15 protein-coding genes and 2 pseudogenes are annotated in these 24833 nt (G+C 48.2%); 4 read left to right on the forward strand and 13 right to left on the reverse strand.

What is annotated here, in order from left to right; genetic code table 11:
• Positions 1-43: 43 nt before the first annotated feature.
• From F456_RS0105095 to F456_RS0105105, 3 genes are all read right to left on the reverse strand, one after another.
• The gene (locus tag F456_RS0105095) at positions 44-2413 is read right to left on the reverse strand and encodes a glycoside hydrolase family 31 protein (RefSeq protein ID WP_018975918.1); all 2370 of its coding nucleotides are present in this window, start codon (positions 2411-2413) and stop codon (positions 44-46) included.
• 235 nt (positions 2414-2648) lie between these two features.
• Entirely contained in the window at positions 2649-3710 is a 1062-nt protein-coding gene (locus tag F456_RS0105100; RefSeq protein ID WP_018975919.1) for a Gfo/Idh/MocA family protein, read from the reverse strand.
• Positions 3711-3985: 275 nt separating this feature from the next.
• Positions 3986-5206, reverse strand: coding sequence for a dicarboxylate/amino acid:cation symporter (locus F456_RS0105105; RefSeq protein ID WP_018975920.1), 1221 nt, complete (start codon positions 5204-5206; stop codon positions 3986-3988).
• A 310-nt stretch (positions 5207-5516) separates the two neighbouring features.
• Between F456_RS0105105 and F456_RS0105110 the strand changes: the two genes are divergently transcribed.
• The 3 genes from F456_RS0105110 to F456_RS0105120 all read left to right on the forward strand — a co-directional run bounded on the left by F456_RS0105110 (position 5517) and on the right by F456_RS0105120 (position 10461).
• Positions 5517-6956, forward strand: a complete 1440-nt coding sequence (locus F456_RS0105110; RefSeq protein ID WP_018975921.1) for a 6-phospho-beta-glucosidase — start codon at positions 5517-5519, stop codon at positions 6954-6956.
• A gap of 385 nt (positions 6957-7341) precedes the next feature.
• Positions 7342-8172, forward strand: a complete 831-nt coding sequence (gene licT, locus F456_RS0105115) for a BglG family transcription antiterminator LicT (RefSeq protein WP_018975922.1) — start codon at positions 7342-7344, stop codon at positions 8170-8172.
• 297 nt (positions 8173-8469) lie between these two features.
• Complete coding sequence (locus F456_RS0105120; RefSeq protein WP_018975923.1) at positions 8470-10461, forward strand: beta-glucoside-specific PTS transporter subunit IIABC; 1992 nt, start codon at positions 8470-8472, stop codon at positions 10459-10461.
• Positions 10462-10700: 239 nt separating this feature from the next.
• Here the strand turns inward: F456_RS0105120 and F456_RS21775 are convergent, their stop codons facing one another.
• From F456_RS21775 to F456_RS21780, 7 genes and pseudogenes are all read right to left on the reverse strand, one after another.
• On the reverse strand, positions 10701-12935 hold the full coding sequence (locus F456_RS21775) for an EAL domain-containing protein (RefSeq protein WP_018975924.1): 2235 nt from the start codon (positions 12933-12935) through the stop codon (positions 10701-10703).
• Positions 12936-13069: 134 nt separating this feature from the next.
• Positions 13070-15982: an alpha-L-rhamnosidase gene (locus F456_RS0105130; RefSeq protein WP_018975925.1), complete on the reverse strand. Its 2913-nt coding sequence runs from the start codon at positions 15980-15982 to the stop codon at positions 13070-13072.
• 44 nt (positions 15983-16026) lie between these two features.
• Positions 16027-17337 carry an MFS transporter gene (locus F456_RS0105135; RefSeq protein ID WP_018975926.1) on the reverse strand — a complete coding sequence of 437 codons (1311 nt, stop codon included), beginning with the start codon at positions 17335-17337 and terminating at the stop codon, positions 16027-16029.
• A gap of 180 nt (positions 17338-17517) precedes the next feature.
• A complete protein-coding gene (locus F456_RS0105140) occupies positions 17518-18780 on the reverse strand; it encodes a glycoside hydrolase family 1 protein (protein WP_018975927.1) in 1263 nt (420 codons plus the stop codon).
• A 138-nt stretch (positions 18781-18918) separates the two neighbouring features.
• On the reverse strand, positions 18919-19917 hold the full coding sequence (locus F456_RS0105145; protein WP_018975928.1) for an AraC family transcriptional regulator: 999 nt from the start codon (positions 19915-19917) through the stop codon (positions 18919-18921).
• Between the two features lie 147 nt (positions 19918-20064).
• Entirely contained in the window at positions 20065-20499 is a 435-nt protein-coding gene (locus F456_RS0105150; RefSeq protein WP_018975929.1) for a small multi-drug export protein, read from the reverse strand.
• 258 nt (positions 20500-20757) lie between these two features.
• Positions 20758-21510: pseudogene (locus F456_RS21780) on the reverse strand (TCP-1/cpn60 chaperonin family protein); the annotation flags it as partial.
• Positions 21511-21726: 216 nt separating this feature from the next.
• Between F456_RS21780 and desA the strand changes: the two are divergent.
• Complete coding sequence (gene desA / locus F456_RS0105160) at positions 21727-22746, forward strand: Delta(5) desaturase DesA (protein ID WP_018975931.1); 1020 nt, start codon at positions 21727-21729, stop codon at positions 22744-22746.
• A gap of 313 nt (positions 22747-23059) precedes the next feature.
• Here desA and F456_RS0105165 read toward each other — a convergent pair whose 3' ends face one another.
• The 3 genes and pseudogenes from F456_RS0105165 to F456_RS23925 form a co-directional block, all read right to left on the reverse strand.
• Entirely contained in the window at positions 23060-24112 is a 1053-nt protein-coding gene (locus tag F456_RS0105165) for an SDR family oxidoreductase (RefSeq protein WP_018975932.1), read from the reverse strand.
• Between the two features lie 146 nt (positions 24113-24258).
• The gene (locus tag F456_RS24220; protein ID WP_157059998.1) at positions 24259-24408 is read right to left on the reverse strand and encodes an aldo/keto reductase; all 150 of its coding nucleotides are present in this window, start codon (positions 24406-24408) and stop codon (positions 24259-24261) included.
• A 266-nt stretch (positions 24409-24674) separates the two neighbouring features.
• A pseudogene (locus F456_RS23925) lies at positions 24675-24833 on the reverse strand (TCP-1/cpn60 chaperonin family protein); the annotation flags it as partial.

The raw sequence follows: 24833 nt of genomic DNA on the forward strand, positions 1-24833 counted from the left end.
CCCGTTTCGCCGCTCAATGAAACCGAGCTTCTCCGTGCCGGAATTATCTCTTCAGCCGCACCGTTCCGCTTTCCGCCGGAATATGGAACGTTGTACCTCGGATTTCTGCCAAAAATGGAATCGCTTCTCCGTTCAGCTCCACCCAAGAAACGGATAGTCCATGCACAGTAAGCCTGAACGAACTATAGGCCTCCGCATAACCGGAGTTCCCTTTTTCCAACTTGATCTCCAGCTCGCCATCCTTTTCACTCTGACTGAATCGGTACTCGTTATAACTTCCACTCCGATAATCGAAGCTTTCGCCGTCGTCTTGGGTGTGCACGTATTCCCCCGTACCCGGATAGACGTCCAGCAGCAATTCCTTGATTTTAAGCTCGCCCACATACTTCTGATCTGGGTAAGCCGGTAGGAATGATCCCGCACTCACATAGATCGGACAGACATCGAGCGGCGCGTCGGCCAGAATTGCTTGTCCGCCTTCCAGCACTTCGCCGGATGCATAATCGTACCATTTTCCTTCCGGCAGATATACCGCACGGTGTCTCTTGCCTTGTTCCACAACCGGCGCGATCAGCATCATGCTGCCGAACAGAAACTGATCGTCAAGCTCCTGTACGGATTCATCCTGCGGATACTCCAGCACAAGCGGACGCATGGGAGGAAGACCGGTATTTTCCGCTTCGCGCATCAGATCGTACAGATACGGAAGCATCCGGTAGCGCAGCTTCATCGCTTTGCGATACGCATTCAGTGTCTGCTCGTCGTACGCCCACGGCTCCTGATCCCGCGTTCCGATCGCCGTATGGTTGCGGAACAGCGGACTGAATGCTCCCACCTGCACCCAACGCGCCAGCAGTTCCGGCGTGCAGTCGTGCGAGAAGCCGCCGACATCGCAGCCGTTGAACGCAAAGCCGCTCAGACCCAGATTCAGCGTCATGGGGATCGACATGCGCAGATGCTCCCAGAAGCTCTGATTGTCGCCGGTCCATACCGTCGAATATTTCTGCGTTCCGGCATAGGCGGCGCGGGTGATGACGAACGGTCTTTTGCCTGTCGCGTTCAGAATACCGTCGTAGGTGGACTGGGACATCAGATGACCGTACACGTTATGCACTTCGCGGTGATCCGTTTCCCGTCCGTCATTCTTGAACCGTACATCGTCCGGGAGCGGTCCCGTGAAGCTTGCCGGCTCGTTCATATCGTTCCAAATCCCCGCTACGCCGGCATCGGTCATGATCTTCTGATTGCCTGCCCACCACTGACGGACCGGTTCATTAGAGAAGTCCGGATAGACCGAGTCTCCCGGCCATACCGTATTCACGTAAGTTACGCCGTCGCGGTCGGTCGCGTAATAGCCTTTGTCCAGTCCTTCGTCATAAATGGAATAGCCTTTGTCCTTCTTCACGCCCGGGTCGATAATCGTCACAATCTTGATGCCCTGCTCCTTCAGCTTCTCGATCATTGCAGCCGGGTCAGGGAAGCGCTCGCCGTCCCAGGTGAATACCCGGTAACCGTCCATATAGTCAATGTCCAGGTGAATGGCGTCCAGCGGCAGATCGTGCTCCCGGAACTTGTCCGCAATCTCCATAACTCTGGCTTCCGGCGCGTACGACCATCTGGACTGATGCGCGCCCAATGTCCACAGCTGCGGCAGCGGGGTTCGGCCGGTCAGCGCGGTATAGCGGGTTACGACATTTTTCATATCCGGTCCATAGATGAAGTAATAATCCAGATTGCCATCATCGGCGCCGAAATAATAATAGTCCGAATTTTCTTTGCCCATATCGAAGAACGTCTTGAACGGATTATCGAAAAAGAGTCCGTAAGCCGCCCGTTCTTTCAGCGTGATGAAAAATGGAATACTCTTGTACAGCGACTTGTGGCTCTCAACATGCGGAGACGGATCGTCAGTGTTCCACATCTCGTATTCGTAGCCTTTCTTGTTCAGCGGTCCCGTCTTGTCGCCGAGTCCGTAGAACTTTTCGCCGCCTTCCATCGCTTTCAGAATCTGGATCTTGTGGTGGCCGGTCGTTCTCATTGCCTCATGGCCTTCGCCCTCGGCAATATCGACGTTACCCCGGCGCAGAAAGGGATCGCGGCTGCCGCGGTAATCCAGGCAGAGCGGCGTACCGACAGCATCGTAAAAGTCCACATGAAAATGATCGTACACTTTCACATTCAGCTCAGCCGTTACAATCTCAATTCGCCCATCCCGCTCACTGACACGAAAATCGCAGTCCTCGAACGCGAAATTGGGATGCTCAACGGCCCGGGACTCATGCTCCTGCGTATGCAGCGGAGAAAAGACGTTAATTACCCATGGGTTCACAATCTCGATCTGTCCTTCGCCATGTTCGAATTGAATACGTACCCGTCGGCCTTCCTTCTCATACCCTGTCCGTTTGCCCCACATCTGCCTGTCGTCCTCCCTTTTGTGCAATCGTTTGCTTCAAGCTTCTACTCTATACCTTGCAGTAAAATGATAGCGTTGTCAAATTCGAAATCTGTAGGTTTAATGCATCTGTATCTTACCTTCCCTTTTTAAATGGACATGATTCTTCACAGGTTGATTCACAAAAGACAAAAAGACATCCCGGCTTCAGCCGAAATGTCCTTTTGATGCCTAATCGGCAGTGCCGATACAAGCTTCAAATGTCCCGTACAATGACCGAATTGCTCTCTGCCGATTCAAAAATAGCCTCAATCAGCGTCATTACGCGATAGACTTCGTCATTGGGTACAGCCTGTTTGGACGCGCCTTCAAGGGTGGAGACAAGGTTGACGTAAAAGTTGTCCGACAAGTCTTCCACATGCTCGATTGGTCTGCGGATCGTCGATTCCTCGGAAGGAGGCGCCATCGTTTTGGTCAATCCTTTGCCCGCCTGGATCGGCTTTGGCTCGACATGCTCAACCTCTCGGTTACGCGTTACAATCTCACCGCTTAAGTCCCAGTCGCGGATGACCGCTGTCCCTTCCGTTCCTTTCACATACCAGCGGGGCAGCTTGATAAAGTTGGTCGTTCCCACTTCAATCACGGCACTTAACCCGTTCTTGAACTTAATCGATGCCGTGAATCCGTCATCCACTTCCGTTCCCAAAATGTAACTGAGATCGGCGTACACACTTTCAATCTTGCTGTCTGTGAGCAGCAGCAGTTGGTCCAGCAGATGAACGCCCCAATCAAGCAGCATACCGCCGCCGTAGGCTTTGAGCTGCCGCCAGTCGCCTGGTATTCCGTTCGCACCTTGTACACGCGATTCCACATGGAAGACGTCGCCGACCTTTTTATGGGCAATCAAGTCTTTCACGATCAGAAAATCTTCATCCCAACGGCGATTCTGATGGACCATAAACAGACGCTCCGATTCCTCGGCCGCCCGCAGAATCTCAAGCAGATCGGTCGTATTCACCGCTGCCGGCTTCTCGCAAACGACATGCTTGCCTGCTCGCAGCGATTTGATCGATAACTCCTTGTGCACATCATTCGGCGTTGCAATCAGTACAATATCCACTTCTTCGTCATCCAGTATCGATTCAAAGTTTTCGTAAGCTCGGTAACCTCGGCTTCTGGCCAGATCCATTCGGTACTCAGTAGGATCATAGACGCCGGCTATGGCGATTCGCCCTGTCTCTTCAGCCAGCTTTGCATTATGACTGCCCATTCCTCCAAAACCGACTACAACAAGATTATATATTTTCCCATGATTCATAGGTCTGCCATCCTTTCCTGGATCGTTCGGTAGAATGATGGTTTATTTTCTTCAACAGAGTGAATACGTTAAAGAGCGCGTTAGCTTTTTTTAAACACTACCTCTTCGCCCTTAAACAAAGGTCTGCTCGGCTGTGCAATTTTCTCCGGCTGCATGAAACCAACATATGCAAAAAGACCGAACGGCTCAGGCCATTCGGTCTTCTTATCTATTACGGCAGATGCTTTGTACTCGAATTTTGCTAAAAATTGAATAGAAATCTCTGCTTTTCCGTCTTAAAGGACGGCAGCCTCCTTCGGAGTCTGTACCTGATGCTGACGTTCTTTGGCGCTTACGACAACGGATGCCGATGCATCGCCGCTTACGTTAAGCGTTGTACGGAACATATCCAGAATCCGGTCCACGCCGGCAATCAGGGCTACACCTTCCAGCGGAAGCCCAACCGCAGCCGTAACCATCGAGAGCATGACAAGGGCAGCACCCGGTACACCTGCAGCTCCGATTGAGCCAAGCGTTGCGGTAAGGACAATCATCAGCAGCTGAGTGAATGAGAGATCGATTCCGAATACCTGAGCGATAAACAAAGCGGCAAGTCCTTGGTACATCGCCGTTCCGTCCATATTGATTGTCGCACCCAGCGGCAGTACAAAGGACGTCACTTTACGAGGCACTTTCAGATTATCTTCGCAGGATTTGATCGTAACCGGCAGAGTGCCGGAACTGCTTGACGTGCTGAAGGCAACCAGCATTGCCGGCGCTATTCCGCGGACAAAGGTTAACGGACTCATCTTGCCCAATGTCCGAACAGCAAGCAGATACGTCACAATAAAGTGAACCAGACAGCCGGTCATGAAAGCAAGCAGCAGCTTCATCAGAGGCAGCAGCACAGCCAGTCCATACTGACCGACAATTGGAGCTGTCAGACCGAGAATGCCGAACGGCGCGAAACGCATGACGATTCCAGTGATTTTATACATAATTTCAGCAAATTCTTCGAAAAACTTGTAGACCGTCCGGCTTTTCTCTCCAAGAAGAGTAATACCAAGCCCCAAAAATACAGCGAAGAAAATGATCTGCAGCATATTGCCGGTGACCAGACTCTCAATCGGGTTGGTCGGCACAATGCCCAACAGCATATCCGTAACGCTCGGCGCCTGTGCTACATCCGGCTGCGACTCGCTGCCCGGCATCGACAATCCGGTTCCCGGCATAAAAATATAACCGACCCCGATTCCGATCGCAACAGCAATGGCTGTCGTCACCATATAATACAGGACGGTCTTGCCGCCAAGTGCGCCAAGCTGCTTGAGGCTGCCTGTACCGGCGACGCCGATTACAAGCGAAGACAGGACGAGCGGAACGACGACAAATTTGATCAGACGCAGGAACAAGTCGCCGAGAGGCTGGATTACCGCAATCGAAGGACCGAAGATCAATCCTAAAACAATGGCTAACACAAAAGCAATAAAAATCTGGGTAAGCAAATTGAGCCTCATAGGGATCCTCCTCCAAATATATCCTGACCGAATAGCTAATATCAGACTGTATCGTCAGTTGAATTTCGATGTTTTATATTCTATCATAAAACTCATTAGAATAGTGGGGATTATTATGGGCAGTTGACATCTTGTTTCCGCCTTGCTAGAGTTTTAGTATCAATCGAATAGATTTCTCAAGGGATGTTACCAATCCGGGCATAACCTGAACCAACCTGATCGCTTCGTATGCGTACAGGCCGGTTCGGGTTTTTTATTTGCCTGCATTCGGCCGCATCTCATCAACCCATCTTCCGGAAGGAGCATGAATATGTCCGACTCTGTATTTCCAAAAGGTTTCCTATGGGGCGGCGCGATCGCTGCAAACCAAGCCGAAGGCGCGTACCTCGAAGACGGCAAAGGACTGTCCGTTGTTGACCTGCTGCCCACCGGTGACAAACGCCGTGCAATCATGAAGGGAAGCGTGCCGTCCCTGACTCCGATCGAAGGCGAATTTTACCCATCGCATGAAGCGATCGACTTCTATCACCGTTACAAGGAAGATATCGCCTTGTTTGCCGAAATGGGCTTCAAAACTTTGAGAGTGTCCATTGCCTGGGCACGCATTTTCCCAACCGGCGAAGAAGAGACTCCGAACGAAGCAGGACTGAAGTTCTACGACGACCTGTTCGACGAGCTGCTGAAGAACGGTATTGAGCCTGTCGTCACTCTCGCCCACTTCGACGTACCGATTCATCTTGTTGAAAAGTACGGCAGCTGGCGGCATCGCAAATTGGTCGGTTTATTCGAAACCTACGCCAAAACCGTGCTGGAGCGCTACAAGACCAAGGTCAAATACTGGATGACGTTCAACGAAATCAACATGCTGCTGCATCTGCCGTTTCTCGGCGCAGGCCTGACTTTCCAAGAAGGCGACAATGTGGAGCAGATCAAGTACCAAGCGGCCCATCATCAGCTTGTTGCCAGTGCATTGGCGGTCAAAGCATGTCACGAAATCGCACCGGATGCCATGATCGGCTGTATGCTCGCGGCGGGCAGCTTCTATCCGTATACCTGCAACCCTGCCGACGTCTATCAAGGCATGGAAAAAGACCGTGAGTCGTACTTCTTTATCGACGTACAGTCGCGCGGCGAATATCCGGGCTATGCCAAACGCTTCTTCCGCGATAATAACCTGGATATCGTTATGGAAGACGGCGACGCCGAAATTCTGAAAGCTCATACCGTCGACTACATCGGCTTCAGTTACTACTCCAGTCGCACGACGAGCACCGATCCGGAAGTCACCAAAAACATGACAAGCGGCAACGTGTTCGGCTCGGTCGCCAACCCTTATTTGTCCAAATCGGAATGGGGATGGACAATCGATCCGCTCGGTATGAGAATTACTGCCAACCAGCTGCATGATCGCTATCAAAAGCCGCTATTTGTCGTGGAGAACGGGTTCGGTGCGCATGACGAAGTTGAGCCTGACGGCTCGATCAACGACGACTACCGTATTGATTACTTGAAACGTCACGTGGCGGCAATGGGCGAAGCGATCGAAGACGGCGTCAACATTCTCGGCTATACCTGCTGGGGGCCGATCGATATCGTCAGTGCGTCTTCCGGCGAAATGCGCAAGCGCTACGGCTACATCTATGTAGACCGCGACAACGAAGGCCAAGGTACGCTCAAACGCTCCAAGAAAAAGAGCTTTGATTGGTACAAAAAAGTGATTGCGACGAACGGAGCGCAGTTAGAAGGTTAAAACTTATTGACTGGCTTCCGGCTTAACAGGACTGCGGGAGAAATTCGCTTCTTTTTGAAACCGAATTTCTCTCTCTGCCTATTCGCTTCGCTTTGAAGCAGACTTTCAAGGCGTATGAACGGAAATCCTTACAGGGATTTCCGTTTTTGCGTACATCCGCTTGAAAGCGTTGACACCTTTTCTTCTTCCGGCTACACTGGGGGTAATCGCATAATTAAATAGGATTGTTACTGTCCGGACATTGACTGCAGTCAAGACCGTGTCAGGCAAAACCTAAGCCGCAACAGCTCAAGACACAGGATATTTCGCCGTGTCTTGCAGATTTGTTGTGCCTTAGGTTTTTTGTGTTTTACAATGGGGACAGAGAGAAATCAGGGGGTGCCGCATGAAAATCGCAAAAGTCATCAACAACAACGTAATCAGTGTTTATCAGGCGGACGGCACGGAGCTTGTTGTAATGGGCCGGGGACTCGCATTCAAGAAAAAACCAGGGGATGCTGTCGACGAACGCAATATACAAAAAGTGTTTGCACTCAAAAATCAACAGACGACCGACAACTTCAAGATGCTGCTGCGCGAAGTACCGATCGAGCTGGTCGTCATTGTGGAAGAAATGATCGAGTATGCCAAGCAGACGCTCAGCCGCAAGCTGAACGAAAATCTGTATGTATCGCTGACCGATCATATCAACTTCGCCATCGAACGACAGCGTGAAGGGATTGAGATCAAAAACGCCCTACTGTGGGAAGTCAAACAGCTGTATAAGGACGAGTTTGGAATCGGGATGAAAATGCTGGAACAAATTCGCGAAAAAATACAGTTGCAGCTGCCTGAAGACGAAGCCGCATTTATTGCCATTCATATCGTCAATGCGGAGATGAACGAAGAAGTCTCGACGACGATGAATATCACAAAATTTATGCAGCAAATTATTAACATCGTCAAATATCACTTCAAAACGGAGTTTGACGAAGAATCGCTCAGCTACTTCCGTTTCATCACCCATCTGAAATTTTTTGCCCAACGGGTATTCAATGGTGCACATTATGAGAACAATTATGATCATCTTTACGAAGCGATTCGGGATAAGCATCCGGATGCAGCTAGATGCACAGAAAAAATCCGCAGCTTCGTATCCAAAGAATACAATCATGAACTGACCAGCGAAGAAATGCTGTATTTGACTGTACATTTGAAACGAGTCGTAAATCGCTGATCTGCTGTGCGGCTTTTGCTGGAATGGATGAATAGATGCTGAATTTCGAGCTTTATCGTCAAAAAATTAATTTTTTTAAAATGTATGCGTTGACAATCTTATGAAAGCGTTATATTCTAAACACATCCAAATTGAATATCATCAATCGGGATTGTTACTGGTGATGCAGGCAAAACCTAAGTCGTGAAAAATAGCGGGCGTATTCTGTGCTCTCTGCTCTTTTTCAAGGCTTAGGTTTTTTGTTTGCCTAAATCACCCAAAATATTCTTCAAATTATAATAATTGGAGGTTGAGCTTATGAGCAACGAAAAATTGGCACGCGAGATTGTCCAAGGGGTCGGCGGAGAAAACAACGTCGTTTCACTTGTCCACTGTGCGACCCGGCTTCGTTTTACACTGAAAGATACTGCCAAAGCCGATAAAGCTCTGTTGGAAAAAACGGACGGTATTATCACGGTCAAAGAAAGCGGCGGACAGTTTCAAGTCGTCATCGGCAACAAAGTTCCGGAAGTTTACGCCGCAATCGGCGAAGTGTCCGGCATCTTGAACGAGTCGAAAGACGGGGCAAACTCGAACGATAAAACATCTGCCGGTAAAAAAGGCTTCGGTGCAGTCATCGACGTGATCTCCAGCATCTTTGCTCCGCTGCTTGGCGTTATGGCCGGCGCAGGTATTCTCAAAGGACTGCTGCTGATTGCCGACAACTTCGGCTGGCTGCCGAAAACGGACCCGACTTACATTATCTTGTTCGGCGCAGCCGACAGCCTGTTCTACTTCCTCCCTATACTGCTGGCCGTTACGACCGCCCGGAAGTTCGGCGGCAATATCTTCACCGCCATGACGGTAGCCGGAGCGCTGCTGCTTCCTTCTGTTACTGCACTTAATGGCGCAGAAGGCGGCGTCAATTTCTTCGGTATTCCGGTCGTCATGATGAGCTACTCCTCAACGGTCATTCCGATCATTCTGGCCGTTATCGTCATGAGCAAGCTCGAGAAATTCTTCAACCGTGTCATTCATGAAAGCGTTAAAAATTTCCTGACGCCAATGATCTCACTTGCCGTCATGGTACCGCTGACTCTCATCGCTTTCGGACCGTTCGGCGTCTACGTCGGCAATGGAATTGCAGATGCCCTGCTGGCCGCCTTCTCGTTCAGCCCGCTGATCGCTGGAGCCATTCTCGGCGCAGGCTGGCAGCTGCTTGTCATCTTCGGCGTTCACTGGGGACTTGTTCCGGTTTTCATCAACAATATCGCAGTTTACGGTCGGGACGGCATCAAGCCGGCAGCTGCCGCTTCCGTCTTCGCACAGACCGGCGCTGCTTTTGGTGTCATGCTAAAAACTAAAAACAAAAAGCTTAAAACGCTGTCCGCTTCCGCTACGCTGTCTGCCTTGTTCGGCATCACCGAGCCAGCCGTATACGGCGTAACTCTCCCGCTGAAACGTCCGTTTATCGCCGGCATCATCGGCGGCGCGGTCGGCGGTGCGATTATCGGCCAAGGCGGCACTCAGGCATTCGCTTCCGGCGCACCCGGCCTGCTGACACTACCTATCTTCTACGGACCGGGCGGACAAGGCTTCCCTGCCCTGATTATCGGCGTTGTCGCTTCGTTCTCCATCTCTGCCATCTTGGCTTACGTACTAGGCTTCAAAGACCCTGTTGAAGAAGGCGACGGCAGCAAAGCAGCAGCCGATAAATCTGTATCTTCTTCCGATGCGACAGGCAGCAAATCGACCGGTACACCGGTTCCGGCTGGCGCGCCTGCGCTGCAAAAAACGGTCGGTGGTGCTGCTGAAACTGCACTCAGCCCGCTGAGCGGTACCGTCGTTCCGCTCGCCGATGTACCGGACCCTGCCTTTGCCGCCGAAGCAATGGGTAAAGGCGTTGCAATCGAGCCGAGCGAAGGCCGTGTAGTCGCTCCATTCGATGGAACCGTAACTGTCGCGTTCAAGAAGAAGCATGCGCTTGCCGTCGTATCCGACAGCGGCGCGGAGATCCTAGTTCACGTAGGAGTCGACACCGTCAAGCTCGACGGGCAGCACTTTACGTCGCATATTAAGGAAGGCGATCGGGTGAAGGCGGGACAGCTGCTGCTTGAATTCGATATCGAACAGATCCGCGCCGCCGGTTATCCGACCGTTACACCGGTTATTGTAACCAACACCTTCGACTACGAAGATGTACTGCCACTTCAGCAGGGCAAGGTTCAAGCCGGCGACGAACTGCTCGAGACGGTTGCAGTCCGCCAGACAGACGGAGGCGGCACAGACGGCTCGAAACAGAGCGCCTGATGGAGACTCGATTCGGCTGCACGATGCGCCGCCATACGATCTTCACAAAAATTTGCTCGCTTTAGACCGCAAAAGTCTGACTCCCCAAAAAACCGCGTTCCCAAAGGGATGCGGTTTTTTGGTTCTTGTTCTTGTTTATTGTTTTTGTTCATCATTTTTGTTTTCATTTTGATTCTCTTTTCTCATCCTTCATTTCGATCCCGGAATCCGTAAACGGTCCCCATGTTTCACAAGCTGTATCATTCTTCACTTTTCTCCATATCCGACAGCTTCATGCCGCGCTCGAACTCTTCAGCGGGAACCGGACGTCCGAATAAATAACCCTGTATTTCGTCACAGCCATTTGCTTCGAGAAAAGCCAACTGCTCCTTATTCTCGACTCCTTCCGCGATGACAGTAATTTTGAGGTTGTGCGCCATGTCTATAATTGCCTTGACAATATCTCGATCTCCCAGATCCGTCTCAATATCGCGGACAAAAGAACGATCGACCTTAAGTCGACTGATCGGCAGTTTTTTCAAATAATTTAGCGAGCTGTATCCCGTACCAAAATCGTCAATCGAGATTTGTACGCCAAGCGCGCGAAGCTGCCGCATTTTGTCCGAAGCCGATTCTACATCCAGCGTCATGCCTTCCGTAATTTCAAGCTCCAAATATTCCGGCGGGTAGCCGCTTTCGCTTAAAATGCTCCGGATCAGATCAACCAGCCCCGGCTGACGGAACTGTCTTGGAGACAAGTTGACTGCCATCACGAACGGCTCGTAGCCAGCGTCAATCCAGCGTTTGCCCTGCTGGCAGGCCGTCCGGATCACCCACTCCCCAATAGGCAAAATTAACCCCGTTTCTTCGGCAATCGGAATGAAGTCCATCGGCGATACCCATTCGGTATGTCCTCGATGCCAGCGAAGAAGCGCTTCCGCTCCGATCCTGCGGTTTGGAAACAGCGAGACCTGTGGCTGATAGAACAGCTGCAGTTCGCCCCGTTCAAGCGATTTGCGCAGATCGTTCTCTAGCAAAATCCGGCCTCCATCATGCATTTTGCTCTGTGGATTGTAGACGGCATACGTATCTTTTCCGGCCTCTTTTGCCGCATACATTGCAGTATCCGCATTCTGAAGCAGGGCAGCGGGATCCGTGCCGTGTTCGGGATAAATGCTAATTCCAATACTAGGCGTAATAAATATCTCATACCCGCCAACTGCAAAAGGTTGAGCAAAAATGTCAAGAATCTGCTGCGCCGCCAACTCGGTTTCCGGTACCTGGCCGTCTTCCATCAGCACCACAAATTCGTCCCCTCCATGCCGCGCCACAAATTTATCGGGACCCAGCAGGCCGCCAAGCCGACGGGCAATCTCAAGCAGCAGGACGTCTCCTTCACTATGCCCTAGCGAGTCATTCACCATTTTGAAGCGATCCAGATCCAGATACAAAATAGACAACCTCAGTCCATTTTCTTGCGCTTCCTGAATAGATTCACGCAGTTTTTCCTGAAAAAAGCGGCGATTTGGCAAACTGGTCAAACTATCGTGGTAAGCCATCTGGTAGATGGTAGCGCTGGAGCGATTTTGTTCAATCGCCAGCCTAGCCAAATAACAGGTTTTGCGGCTGAATTCCAATTCTTTTTCAGTAGGCAGACGTTTCTCTTCATAATACATGGCAAATGTCCCCAATACTTCGCCCTGCCGGCTGATCAGTGGCAGCGACCAACTGGCCCGCAAACGATGCTTCAGTGCGATGTCCCGATACATACCCCACATTTCACTGTGCTCGATATCCTCAACGATCACAATCTCTTTGCGTGAAGCGGAAGCCCCACAGGAGCCGCCCTGCTCGCCTGCAGTGATGCCGTCAATCTCCTTTAAATATTCTTTTGGAAGACTTGGAGCTGCCAGATTGAACAGCATATTGCTTTCCGGTACATAGCAATGGATCGAGCATTTGGCATTCATTTGGTACTCGGCCATGCGGAGGAGGTTGTCCAGCGTCTCCTCCAATGGAGTCGACTTGGCGATCATCTCAAGCACCTGGTTTTGAGCATCCAAAATCTGAACAGCTTGATTCTGCTCGGTCACATCCCGCGAAATACCCAGCAGGCCAATCACAGCATTGTTTTGAAGAATCGGCACCATCGTCGCATCGACTATAACGATTGCACCCGCCTTGGAGCGAAATGAGAAGTTCATTCGTTCAGGACGCTTCTCCACAAATACGGCTTCTAGCACCTGCTGTGCCTTGACCATGTCCGAAGATAAGATGAAATTGGTAAAATTGGCATTCGTCAGTTCCTCCCGGGTATAACCGCCCATTCGTTCGCCGCTCGGGTTAATGTCCAAAATGCGGCCTTCGGAATCCAGCAAAAACACCGCATCCGTGCTATAAGAATATAAAGAACGGTAGATTTGTTGTGCTTCATCCTGCAGCTTTGGAGTTTGAGATTTTATCTGACCGTTTGCTTCATTTCCGCTCATTGTCATCTACCTTTCGCATTTCTTCTATACTGTAAAGTACCTTAATTCCCGCTTGGTGTAACAAATACTAGCAAAAAAGGTAGTCTGCTATTTCGGCAGACTACCCAGATATTGTCCCACTATTGTACCACACAAACTGATTATTTTCCCGACAAACTCAACTCATGTCCATTAAGCTCTTTCAGCAGCGCATCGATCGTCTCACGAGAGATCCCCGCTTCTCTGGACTTCGATATCTCTTCCAATGTTTTTGTTTTCATTGCAATGACTCTCGGAGGAACGGTAATACCGGGCGCATGCTTCTGCAAAATTTCCATAGCACGCCCATCCTCCATAACGTCAATCAGAAGAGTGTGCTCGCTGTAGATTGGCTTTACTCCACGTTCGTTAGGATAGCTGAACGAGTAAGTACCCGATCCGACTTGAAGAATAACGCGGTCGTCTTCCTGGATGCAGGAGAACACCCCATCCGCTTGTTCGATCGCTGTACTCTGCTCCCGAACGCTTTCCAACCGGGCATGCGGTAGAACAATTTCTGCCGTTGTATTCGGCGGAATGACCGCTTTCAACTTGATCGAGTCTTCGCTTATGCTCCAACCCGATTGAATTTGGCCGTACATGGATTCCAGCGATGCTGTGGCATAAGTCAAGGAATACCCTCCGAATTTCGGTTCGATTCGGATCTTTTTGTACCCCGGTTCCGATTGATGTCGATCCAGCCCCGCAAGCGAACGGTACATCCAACTTCCGATAGCACCGTAAGAATAATGGTTAAATGAGTTCATATTGTCGCTCCAGAATGAACCATCTTCACGGATTCCGTCCCAATGCTCCCAAATTGTCGTCGCGCCTTTTTTAACCGAATACAGCCAGGACGGCAGGTCTTCCTTGAGCAGCAGCTTAACGGCCGTCTCGTGATATCCGTTCGCTGACAGGACCGGGCAGAGGAACGGTGTACCCACAAAGCCTGTTGATAAATGATAATCTTGGGCAACTACAAGTTCATTCAGCTCCATGGCGGTTCTCTTTTTAACATCCCCCTGCACCAGATCAAAAGCAAGTGCAAGCACATGAGCGGTCTGGGTTGGAGACGCCAAGCGGCCCGACGGGGACACAAATTCGCGATTAAATGCTTTCACGATTCCTTCCAGCAGTTGGCTGTACATCCGAACATCTTCTTGTTTGCCCAACACTTCCGCCGCATCCCGAACAATGCGTGTGGAATAAGCGTAGAAGGCTGTAGCAATGAAGTCTTTCGGCGTCGCACCGCTGTAGCTGTTCGACGGTGCATCCGGAGCCAACCAGTCGCCGAAATTGAATACTTTCATCCACAAATGCTCGTCGTCCCCCTGGGACCGCATGTACTCGACCCAGCCTTTCATACTCTCATACTGTTCTTCAAGAATTCGTTTATCCCCGTATGTCAGATACATCGTCCACGGAATGATCGTCGCCGCATCGCTCCATGCTGCAGCACTGTCTCCTGGAATTACAGCCGGAATGACAAAGGGTACCCCGCCGTTCTCGAACTGTTCCGCTTTGAGATCACGCAGCCACTTGGTAAAGAACGGCCCTCCCTGATAGTTAAACAGCGCCGTGTCGATAAACACCTGGGCGTCGCCTGTCCATCCCAGACGCTCATCTCGCTGCGGGCAGTCTGTCGGCACATCAACAAAGTTGCCTTTTTGCCCCCAGACGATATTATGCTGCAGCTGGTTGACGAGCGGATTCGAACATTCGAAATCTCCGGTTGGTGTCATATCGGAATGGATGACTTCCCCAACGAAATTTTCCAGCGGCAGTCCGTTTTCTTGTCCCGGATAGCCTTCCACTTTGACATACCGAAATCCCTGGAAAGTAAAGGTCGGGGCATACTCTTCTACACCTTCGCCTTTGGTAATATAAGTAACGAGCTGATCGGCTTTGCGCAGATTGCCAAAGTATATGTTTCCGTCCCGGTCCAACACTTCCGCATGCTTCAGCGTCACAACTGTACCAGCCGGCGCACTTACCTTGATCCGCATGCGTCCGACCATATTTTGTCCCATATCGAGCACGGTATCTCCGGCTGGAGTAGTAATGACTTCCAGCGGCGAGAGAATGTCCGTAACCCGGATTGGAGAATTTTCCTGTGCGACCAAAGGAAGCTCCGGCATCTTCTGCATAACGGCAGGTACCCAATCGGTGTCTTCAAATTCCGGTCGGCTCCAGCCTTCCTGCTCCAACCGCGCATCGTACGTTTCTCCCTGATACAGTTCAGCGAATCGAATGGGTCCCGTTGACGCCTTCCAGCTGTGATCCGTCGCCACAACCTCTTCCGTCCCGTCTTCGTAGGTTACACGCAGCTCGAAGTAAGCCGCTCTTCGGTCGCCATATAGATGACGCTTGTTGTCCCAGCCGAGATTGCCTTTGTACCAGCCGTCTCCCAACATGATACCCATTGCGTTATCTCCAATGCTTAACCGATCCGTTACATCATAAGTCTGGAATTGTAGACGCTTGTGATAAGTCGTCCAGCCAGGGGCAAGCAGCTCGTCTCCCACCCGCTCGCCGTTCAGGAACAGCTCATACAGCCCGACACCGGTTCCGTAAATTCGTGCCCGCACAACTTTTCCCGACGCGGTGAACTTTTTTCTTAACAAAAAGGCCGGTTCACTCAACGGATCGATACTTGCCGGGTCCGGCGTGATCCACTGGGCCTTCCAGTCGTCACACCCCAGAAATCCGGTCTCCCACCATGCCGTCTCACTCCAATCCGACGATTCCCCTTCTTGAGACCAGACTTTTACCCGATAAAAGTAACGAGTGCGCGGCTGCAGCGCAGGACCTTCATATTCAACATGAACCGACTGCTCTGAATCTACCTCTCCGCTGTCCCACAAAAGTTCATCGAAGCTGTCCGGCTTTTTCGTCACCTGAATCTGATAAGCTTTCTGAAGCATCCCTCGCTGTGCAGATTGGAGTTTCCAACTTAAACGTGGTTGCTTCACATCAATCCCGACTGGGTTGGTGCGGTATTCACAGGTTGGTGCTGTTACTTTTACAGAATTCATAACGTTCTCTCCTTTTTCTTGCTTCTTTCAGCAGCTTGTTGAATTTACACGATTGCTTCTTGATTCGTCGACTTGCTCGCATTCGGCTCTTGAGGCTCTGGTTTGCCAGGGCTCATCTCAGGAATCGGTAGAACGAAAACGGCAGACAGCACAGAAAACGCGGCCAGGACGAGGAAGAACAGTGTGTAGCCGTCTCCACCGAACAGCAGGACACCCAGTGCGATCAGAGAAGGTGCAGCAAAGTTAACCAGTGAAGAAGACAGATTGGTGGTTACGTTCATCATAGAAATGTATTTGCCGGCTTCCTCTTTGGAAGGTAGAATCCGATTAACCAGCGCGTTGTCGACCGCATTATACATGCCAAAGCCGAAGTTGAAGATGAAGTTGCCTGCAATGACCCATGTAATATTGTTTGAAAAGGCGAATGTGACAAGGCAAGCTCCGGTAACCACTGCAGCTCCAAAAACAAAGGGTTTCTGCTTTCTGACTTTATCGGACAGGTAGCCACCCAGCAGACCGGCTGCCACCATGAGCAGAATTGTTGGCGCCGTATAGCCCATAATCCGGAAGATGTCCGCTTCGCCCAGGTGGAATCTGGCAATGTAGAACAGCGTAAGCATGCTCAGTCCCGCGTTCGAGAAGTTGATGAACAGCTTGGTCAGCAGAGCCCAAGTATATGACGGATGTTCTTTGAAGCTTGGATAAAAACCACGGATACCGGTCTTCGGCTTTTTCACTCGCTGTTCAACCGGTATATAATTGTCTTTTATTAGGAAAAATGCTGTAAATCCGCCAAGCAGCTGAATGAGCAGAATTGCGATCATTTTCTGTTCCAAAGTCGATTCGGCAAAAACCCCCATGAGCATCTGCCCGATCATAACGAGAGCAGGAGCCGCAGCCCCCATGAGCCCGGAAACCCGTCCGTACTTGCTCTCTTCAACCTGTTCCGGCACCAGAGCACTGCATGAGAGCGTAACCATAAAGTAAAAGAAATTGACTGCTGCCAACGCTGCGATAAATGTGAAGAGGTTATTGGCGTAAGTGAGAGTGAGCATGGACAGCGCTCCGCCCACGCTTCCGGCAGCAATCCAAAATCTTCTTCTCCCTATTTTAAACTGAAACTTGTCGGCAAGCACGCCTCCAAAAATCCCGAAGATCACGACTGCGATTCCAATGATGCCGGATGCAAAACCATACGCGGCTGTAGCCTGATTCTGCCCTACGATTCGAATAATAATGAACGTGGACAAACCAAAGCCAAGTAGAACCAATGGTGCAACCGAAGTGCCCATGCCTAATACGGTAGCAACGATCAAGCGTCCAAACGGCGTAACTTTTCGTGTGTACTCCTGCATTCTTTAGACCTCCCTAGTCGAACTCTGTTTTGATAATCTCACTTTAGCAAACGCTTTCATATATAGTAATGCTAGAACCAAAGAAAAAAATTGCTCGATACAAAGATTTTATAATAAGCAAATCATAGAACAAAGGAAAAAGCTTCCGACTTGGGGTCGGAAGCTTTTTCTACATCATTTTTACCCGCTGACAAGTGAAGTGATTCCGGCAATTTGGCCAAGCAGCCGTGCACTTTCCTTCGGTTGACGCTTCTGCGTTTTCCGGTCTACGGCAATCAGACCGAAATGTTTGGAATAGCCGGAATTCCACTCGAAATTGTCAAATGTCGACCAATGCAAATAACCTTTTATATCGATTCCTTCATTCAAACAATCCTGCAGACCTTTCAGCCCTTCACGGATAAAGGTTTGTCTGCGCTCGTCGTCAGTCGTAGCCACCCCATGCTCAGTTACGATAAGCGGCATGGAAAGAACCTGTGATACTTTACGGATGACATTTCCAAGACCTTCCGGATAAAATTCATAGCCCATCTGCGTTACTTCACCTTCAGGCTGGATCTGACCATCCGGACCGTACACTTCACGTGTATAATTTTGCAGGCCGAAGAAATCGTCTCCTTCCATCGCCGGTACATATTGTTCGAAATATTGATACCATTTTCGAGCTGCCCATTCTTCGCCTCCCGGAACTGCCTGCACATCTGACAGCGCCATCGACCAACCAACTCGGGTATCGGGACTTACTGTTTTGATCGCTTTGCGCGCTTCTTGGTGCACTTCCTTGATCAGCTCGACTGAAGCTTCATCCGAGGCCATGTGGAAAGTGAAATAGTTGTCTGCCGTCGTTCCGCACAGACGAGCTGCTGATTCTCTCCACTGCGGCGCCTTCCAGGCCTCCCTGTCAATGCCTACCGGAGGGGTAAAGCCCATCGTAGCGAAGATTTCCTTAAGCATTACAGGCAGGTTGACCTCATTCATCGTCAGCGCGTAAGGAATGAGATGCCCCAATTCACGGAAGACGACTTCGCAGTATTTGGCAAAGCGTTCCGGCAGCTCAGGGCTCGCCCAACCTCCCAGACGCATCAGCCACTTCGGTGAGGTGAAATGGTGCATGACAACGACCGGAGTCAGTCCTGCCTTGTGACAGCTCTCCAGCATATCCCGATAATGTTCAATCGCCGATTGGGAATATTCGCCCGGCTCAGGCTCTATTCTTGACCATTCAATCGAGAAACGGTAAGCGTTCCAGCCCAGCTCGGCCATCAAAGCAATATCCTGCTGGTAAAGACGATAATGGTCGACTGCATCCCCGGATTTTTCACGATACGGTGAGCCTTCAGCATGCTCCTCTGCCCAGAAATCGCTATTTACATTGTTACCTTCTACCTGATGCCCTGCCGTAGACGAACCTACTAGGAAGGCGTCCGGAAAATTGAATTCCATATCTATCACTCTCCATCCGCTTAAACTTATTTTCATCTTATCAAGTAAGCTTCTCTAAATTTAATGTCACTTGCAAAGATAAGTCTTGCTCGATCCAAAGATATTGATAGCGGTTGCAAAAAAGGGTGGTTTAAGAACTTACAAGCGATTTTCTTTACGATAATCTTTCGGTGTCTGTCCAAAAAGTTCGTTAAATTTTTTATAGAAAAAAGAGACACTGGAGTAGCCAACTTCCTCGGCAATTTCGGGGATCGGCAGATCGGAATTTTTCAAATATAGCGAAGCTTTGTGTAGCCTTTGAATTTGAAGCAGATCGGTGAAACTTCGTCCGGTTGCCTTTTTGAGCAAAGAAGAAATATAGTTTGGATGGTACTTGAACTGGTCGGCCATGTCCGCTAACGCACACTTTTTATAATGTTCCTCCAAATATTTCAGCAGCTCAAGTACAATAATATCTTTTTCTTTGACATGCGGGCTGCTTGAATCAGAGCTGCGCTGGTTGCTGCCACGAACAAGTTCAGTGAACAAAATAAAGAGATAAGATTCGATAAGTCCTCCTGAAAAAGCGTCTTTATCAAAGTATTCGCACATTAAATCATTCATGATGCGGGACACATTTGAACCTTCATAGCCATGAAAACACAAATAGTTATTTATTTTTCGCGTATTAACCAACGAATCGACCAGAAATTCTGCGATAATACTCCGGTTTGTAAAGCGACTTAAAAAACCAGAAGATAAATAATCGTGCTTCACTTTAATATCGATGATGATATCGGAAAGGGAAGTCTCCTTGACACGATGTGGGGTTTGTTTATTAATCATGATGATGCTTCCTTCAGTAATACAAAGCTCGCGTTCTTCAAATACCAGCGTGCACTCTCCCCGGTATACGTAAATCAACTCAATGTACTCGTGCATATGCAGCGGAACATAGGAAAAAGGAAGCTGCTGGGAAATAACAATATGATCTTCAATTGGCGTAATAGATTGATCAAAACTCATATTGAACTCGTAAACTTCACGACCGTTCAACAGGATTGGTTCCGAATGATAGGTCTGCTTGATCATTTCCCAGTCTGGTGTAGGCGCTTCATTATTGGTCAGCAGAAATTCAGCCAACTGTTGATGATTCATGTGGAAATCCTCCTATGGAACACGATTGTTTCTAAATTATAGACGGGAGAATTTGACGGGTCAATGGAAGCAAAAGTAGTTGAACAAAACGAACAAGCACAGATTTCAGTCTGTGCTTGTTCGGGTTATCTATATGAAACCTCTCGATTAAAAGAAGGTGTTTATTCCAAACTGAGTGGTAACACCTATAATTATTCCATATACAGCGATGCTTATTCCTGAAGCTAGAAAAAGTCTCTTCTTGTCCATCCTGATAAATTTTCCTACTACCCCGGTCGCCCATGAACCGAACATAGGAGTGGCAAAAAGAACAATCCAAAAACCGCCGCCGTTTAACTTTTTGCTCGCTTTGGATTTGGCCAACTTTTCAAAATACTTATTAACTTTTTTAAACTTGGTCAGCCAATCATAAGAATAAGCAATAAATGGAATAACAATGAAGTTCCCAAGCCATGACCAAAAAACAGCAGAAAAGATGTCCAATCCAAGTCCTATAGAAGCCGGAACGGCCACATAGATTTCAAACAAAGGAAAAAATCCCATGAACCAGGCCAATGCTGCCAGCCATACATAATTTAGCATAGTTTCCTCCTACGCTCCTTTTCCTCTTATCTTCTACTCATTACCCTTATATTATGAACATAAATATACAGCGCCTCTGCACTCAACCTCTATACTCGGAAATGATTTATGATCAATGAGAAAATTGTGGAAATAAATTTAACATTTGATACGTCTTCAAAAGTCCATTCAAAACAAAAAACCTCCTGTAAGCTCAAAGAACTTACAGGAGGTTTCCTGATTTTTAAAGATGCTTGATATAATTTCGGCGATTCGAAATTACATCATACCGCCCATATCTGGACCTGCAGGTGCAGCCGGTTCAGGCTTGTCAGCGATAACCGCTTCAGTTGTCAGGAACATAGCTGCTACGGAAGCTGCGTTTTGCAGAGCGGAACGCGTTACTTTTGCAGGGTCAACGATACCCGCTTCGAACATGTTTACCCACTCGCCGGTTGCAGCGTTGTAGCCGATGCCCACTTCTTCTTTTTTCAGACGGTCCACGATAACGGAACCTTCTTCGCCAGCGTTAGCCGCGATTGTGCGGATTGGCTCTTCCAGAGCACGCAGCACGATGTTCACGCCAGTCTTCTCGTCGCCTGTTACCTCTACAGCCGCTACCGCATTGTATACGTTAACCAGAGCTGTACCGCCACCGGATACGATACCTTCTTCAACGGCTGCGCGAGTCGCGTTCAGAGCGTCTTCGATACGTAGTTTGCGTTCTTTCAGTTCCGTTTCCGTTGCCGCGCCGACTTTAACAACCGCTACACCGCCAGCCAGTTTAGCCAGACGCTCCTGCAGTTTTTCCGAAACCAACCAGGAACGACCCTCTTCCAGCTGCGCACGGATTTGACCTACGCGAGCATCGATGTCGGTTTTGTCGCCAGCACCGTCAACGATTGTCGTGTTTTCTTTGGTAACGCGTACTTGACGAGCGGAACCGGGCTGTTCGATCGTTGTCGATTTCAGATCCAGACCGAGCTTCTCAGTGATGACTTGTCCGCCTGTCAGAGCCGCGATATCCTGCAGATTAGTATTTTAACTAAATGTATTAGTTTATGTAAAGAAAATCTTCAACTTTACACTAACAAAAATTTTTGTTCATTATTTTTATTCCATAAGTGACTTACGGAAAATTTAATTAATTCCGATTAGTCCATTATTTTAGCGGGTATTTTCTTGTTAGGATTTCTGAGGCTCCCTTGGGTTTTTCAAAATCTATGATAAATATTCTGGAGGAAGAAAATGAGCAGAGAGAAAATAACACAATTACGCAAGTTTGTAGCACCTTTTGAGAAAGCCGATACAAAAGCAAGCATTCGTCAATTAGTGAATACCATCCCGCCCTTATTTATCACATGGATCTTGGCTTATCTCACCCTGGATGTATCCCTCTGGTTGACGATTCCCCTATGTATGATCGCTGCAGGGTTTGTCGTTCGAACCTTTATCATTTTCCATGATTGCACTCATGGTTCGTTCTTTAACAATAAGAAAGCCAATGAAATCGTCGGCACCCTTACAGGCATCATGACGTTTTTCCCCTTTGAAAAGTGGAAACGCGAACACTCGATTCACCATGCTTCAAGCGGGAATCTGGATAAACGCGGCGTAGGCGATATCTGGACGATGACAATCGAGGAGTATGTGCAAGCATCCAAATGGGAACGCCTCAAATACCGCCTGTACCGCAATCCATTGGTCATGTTCGGTTTAGGGCCGATTGCACTGATATTGGTTTCAAGCCGTTTCAATCGTAAGGATGCACGAAAAAAAGAACGCAACAATACCTATTTGACTAATATTTCCCTTGTCGTTATGTATTCGCTCCTCATCTGGGCTCTCGGTTGGCAAGCCTTCCTGATCGTCCACGGAACAACGATGTTTGTAGCTGGCTTACTGGGCATCTGGCTATTCTATGTCCAGCATACCTTTGAAGATTCGTATTTCGAAGAGGAGAGCGAATGGGATTATGTAAAGGCGGCCGTAGAAGGAAGTTCTTACTATCAGCTTCCCAAAGTTTTGCAATGGGTGACCGGCAATATCGGATTCCATCATGTGCATCACTTGAGCCCGCGTGTACCTAATTATCATCTGGAAAAAGCGCACGAGTCTACTCCACCGCTTCAGAAGGCAACTACGATCAACCTTAAATCCAGCCTTAAATCGCTGCGCTACAAATTATATGATGCACAGAATAAAACCTTTGTGACATTTAATGAAATTAAACATTTGCTTCGCAATTCGAATACGGTTAATCAATAGAGAAGATCAGAAAAGCCATTCTTAATTGAATGGCTTTTCTTTGATGTCCATCATCCGAAGGAAGCTCGCTAATCAACAGATCCCTATTGTTTTCTCCGACCTGCTTGAATTGCTCCAACGAGAGAAACAAAAGTTTGAAAAATCATATTTTCATCTTGAATATCTAATAACTTTTGCACGTCATTTGATGTAGGTAAGTGAGTTCTATTTTATGAGAAAAGAAAAATGATGTTAGTGATTTCTCACCAACATCATATATTATAAAACCGATCGCGATTCAAGCATCTTTTACAGTGTTCTAACACTATGTTTTTCAGGGAATTAGCTTTTGTTTTTTTAATTCCTCCATCACAGCGAGCAGTTCTTTTTCAGTGTCTAGCACTTCATGGAATCCAAACTGCTTTATTTTTGTTGTATCTGAAATCACATCATAATCGCAGTTAAATACAAAATCACCAAAAGGCCAAGCGGCAACTTTTTCATATGGAGTAGGAAGTAAATCGTATTTTTTAACGATATTAGCCCAGGCTTCTTTTTGCAATGGCATCATTTCAGTAAGGGAAATAGTCTGAATCGGACCTTCATCCATATTAAAGTATTGAGCTAATTTAGGCCAAATGTTTTCCCAGCGAAAGAAATCTCCATTGGTAATATTGAAAACTTCAAGAGCAGTATGCTTCTGTAGAGCAGCCCATGTGGAAGCACGAGCTAGTAATGAAGCATCTGTGATCTGTACTAACGCTCGATAAGCATTTTCATTGCCAGGAAATCTGAGAGGCAAATTAAACTCCTTGCAGATCGTAGCGTATACACCAAGTACCATGGCTATACTCATCGGATTACCAACTGATACACCAGCAACAACATCTGGGCGCAAAATGGTCCAAGACCATTCTTTTCCTTTCTGGTGCATACGTAAAAAGTCTTCTTGATTATAATAAAAATTTGGTGGAAGATGTCTTGGGTCATTTTCTTTAGCCGGTGTTTTGAACTTTCCTAAATGTACACCATATACCTTTGCTCCTTGCATTAATACAACTCGTTCTAAAGAATTAGATGTGGCTTCAACACCTTTTACGATATTGACCAGCATATTTGTATTCACTTCTATTTGCTCTTTTGAATGGGCAGGAAAATCTTGATAAGCCGAATAGAAGATGTGAGTAATTCCTTTTAGTGAACCTAATTTTTCCTTAATATCATCTTGATTCAATAAATCCAGGCTTATATAGCGCTCCGAATTTTTTTGAGGTATTTTTCTTGCAACGCCAGCTGCATCCCAATCGTCTAACGTGCTTAAGTGGTCGAGAATGTAACTTCCAATGATGCCTGTCGCACCTACGACCAGAGCTTTATATTTATGCATGTTCATCTGCCTCCATTCATCAAAGTATTGCCAAACCTGTTAATCGGTATTAGTTATTATTAAGAATATCATTGATGGTTTTGAGTTCTGCGGGTGATAAATTAAGATCAGTCGCAGGAATATTTTCGAGTATGCGCTCTTTTCGTTTACCTCCCGGAATAACAGCTGAAACACTCATCTCGTTTATATTCTTTTAATACTTGGCTAATTAATTCTTCGGAACGCCCCAGGCCATAAATATCAGCTGTATCAATAAAATCGACATCCTTGTTCAAAGCTTCTTTTACAAGTGCCATTCCATAATGAATATCTATGCTCACATGACGAAAAAATGTTGAAGAAGAGACTTCTAAGCGATTTAATCAATCGACGAAAGGTATTCTTTAACTTTACTCAACTGAAATAATCTCAGAAGAGAACAAAAAAGAAGACCTCTTATAAGTTCAAAGAACTTACAAAAGGTCTCCCCAAAAGCTTGATTTAGTTGTTTATAAACCTGAAAGTGAGAAATTCATAATCCTATCCCTACAAACCCCGTTATATAGAGGGCTGCATGGTTAGATTACATCATGCCGCCCATACCGCCCATGCCGCCCATATCTGGACCTGCAGGTGCAGCTGGTTCTGGCTTGTCAGCGATAACCGCTTCAGTTGTCAGGAACATAGCTGCTACGGAAGCTGCGTTTTGCAGAGCGGAACGCGTTACTTTTGCAGGGTCAAC

The sequence above is a fragment of the Saccharibacillus kuerlensis DSM 22868 genome (assembly GCF_000378145.1).
In the GTDB taxonomy this organism is placed as follows: Bacteria; Bacillota; Bacilli; order Paenibacillales; family Paenibacillaceae; genus Saccharibacillus; species Saccharibacillus kuerlensis.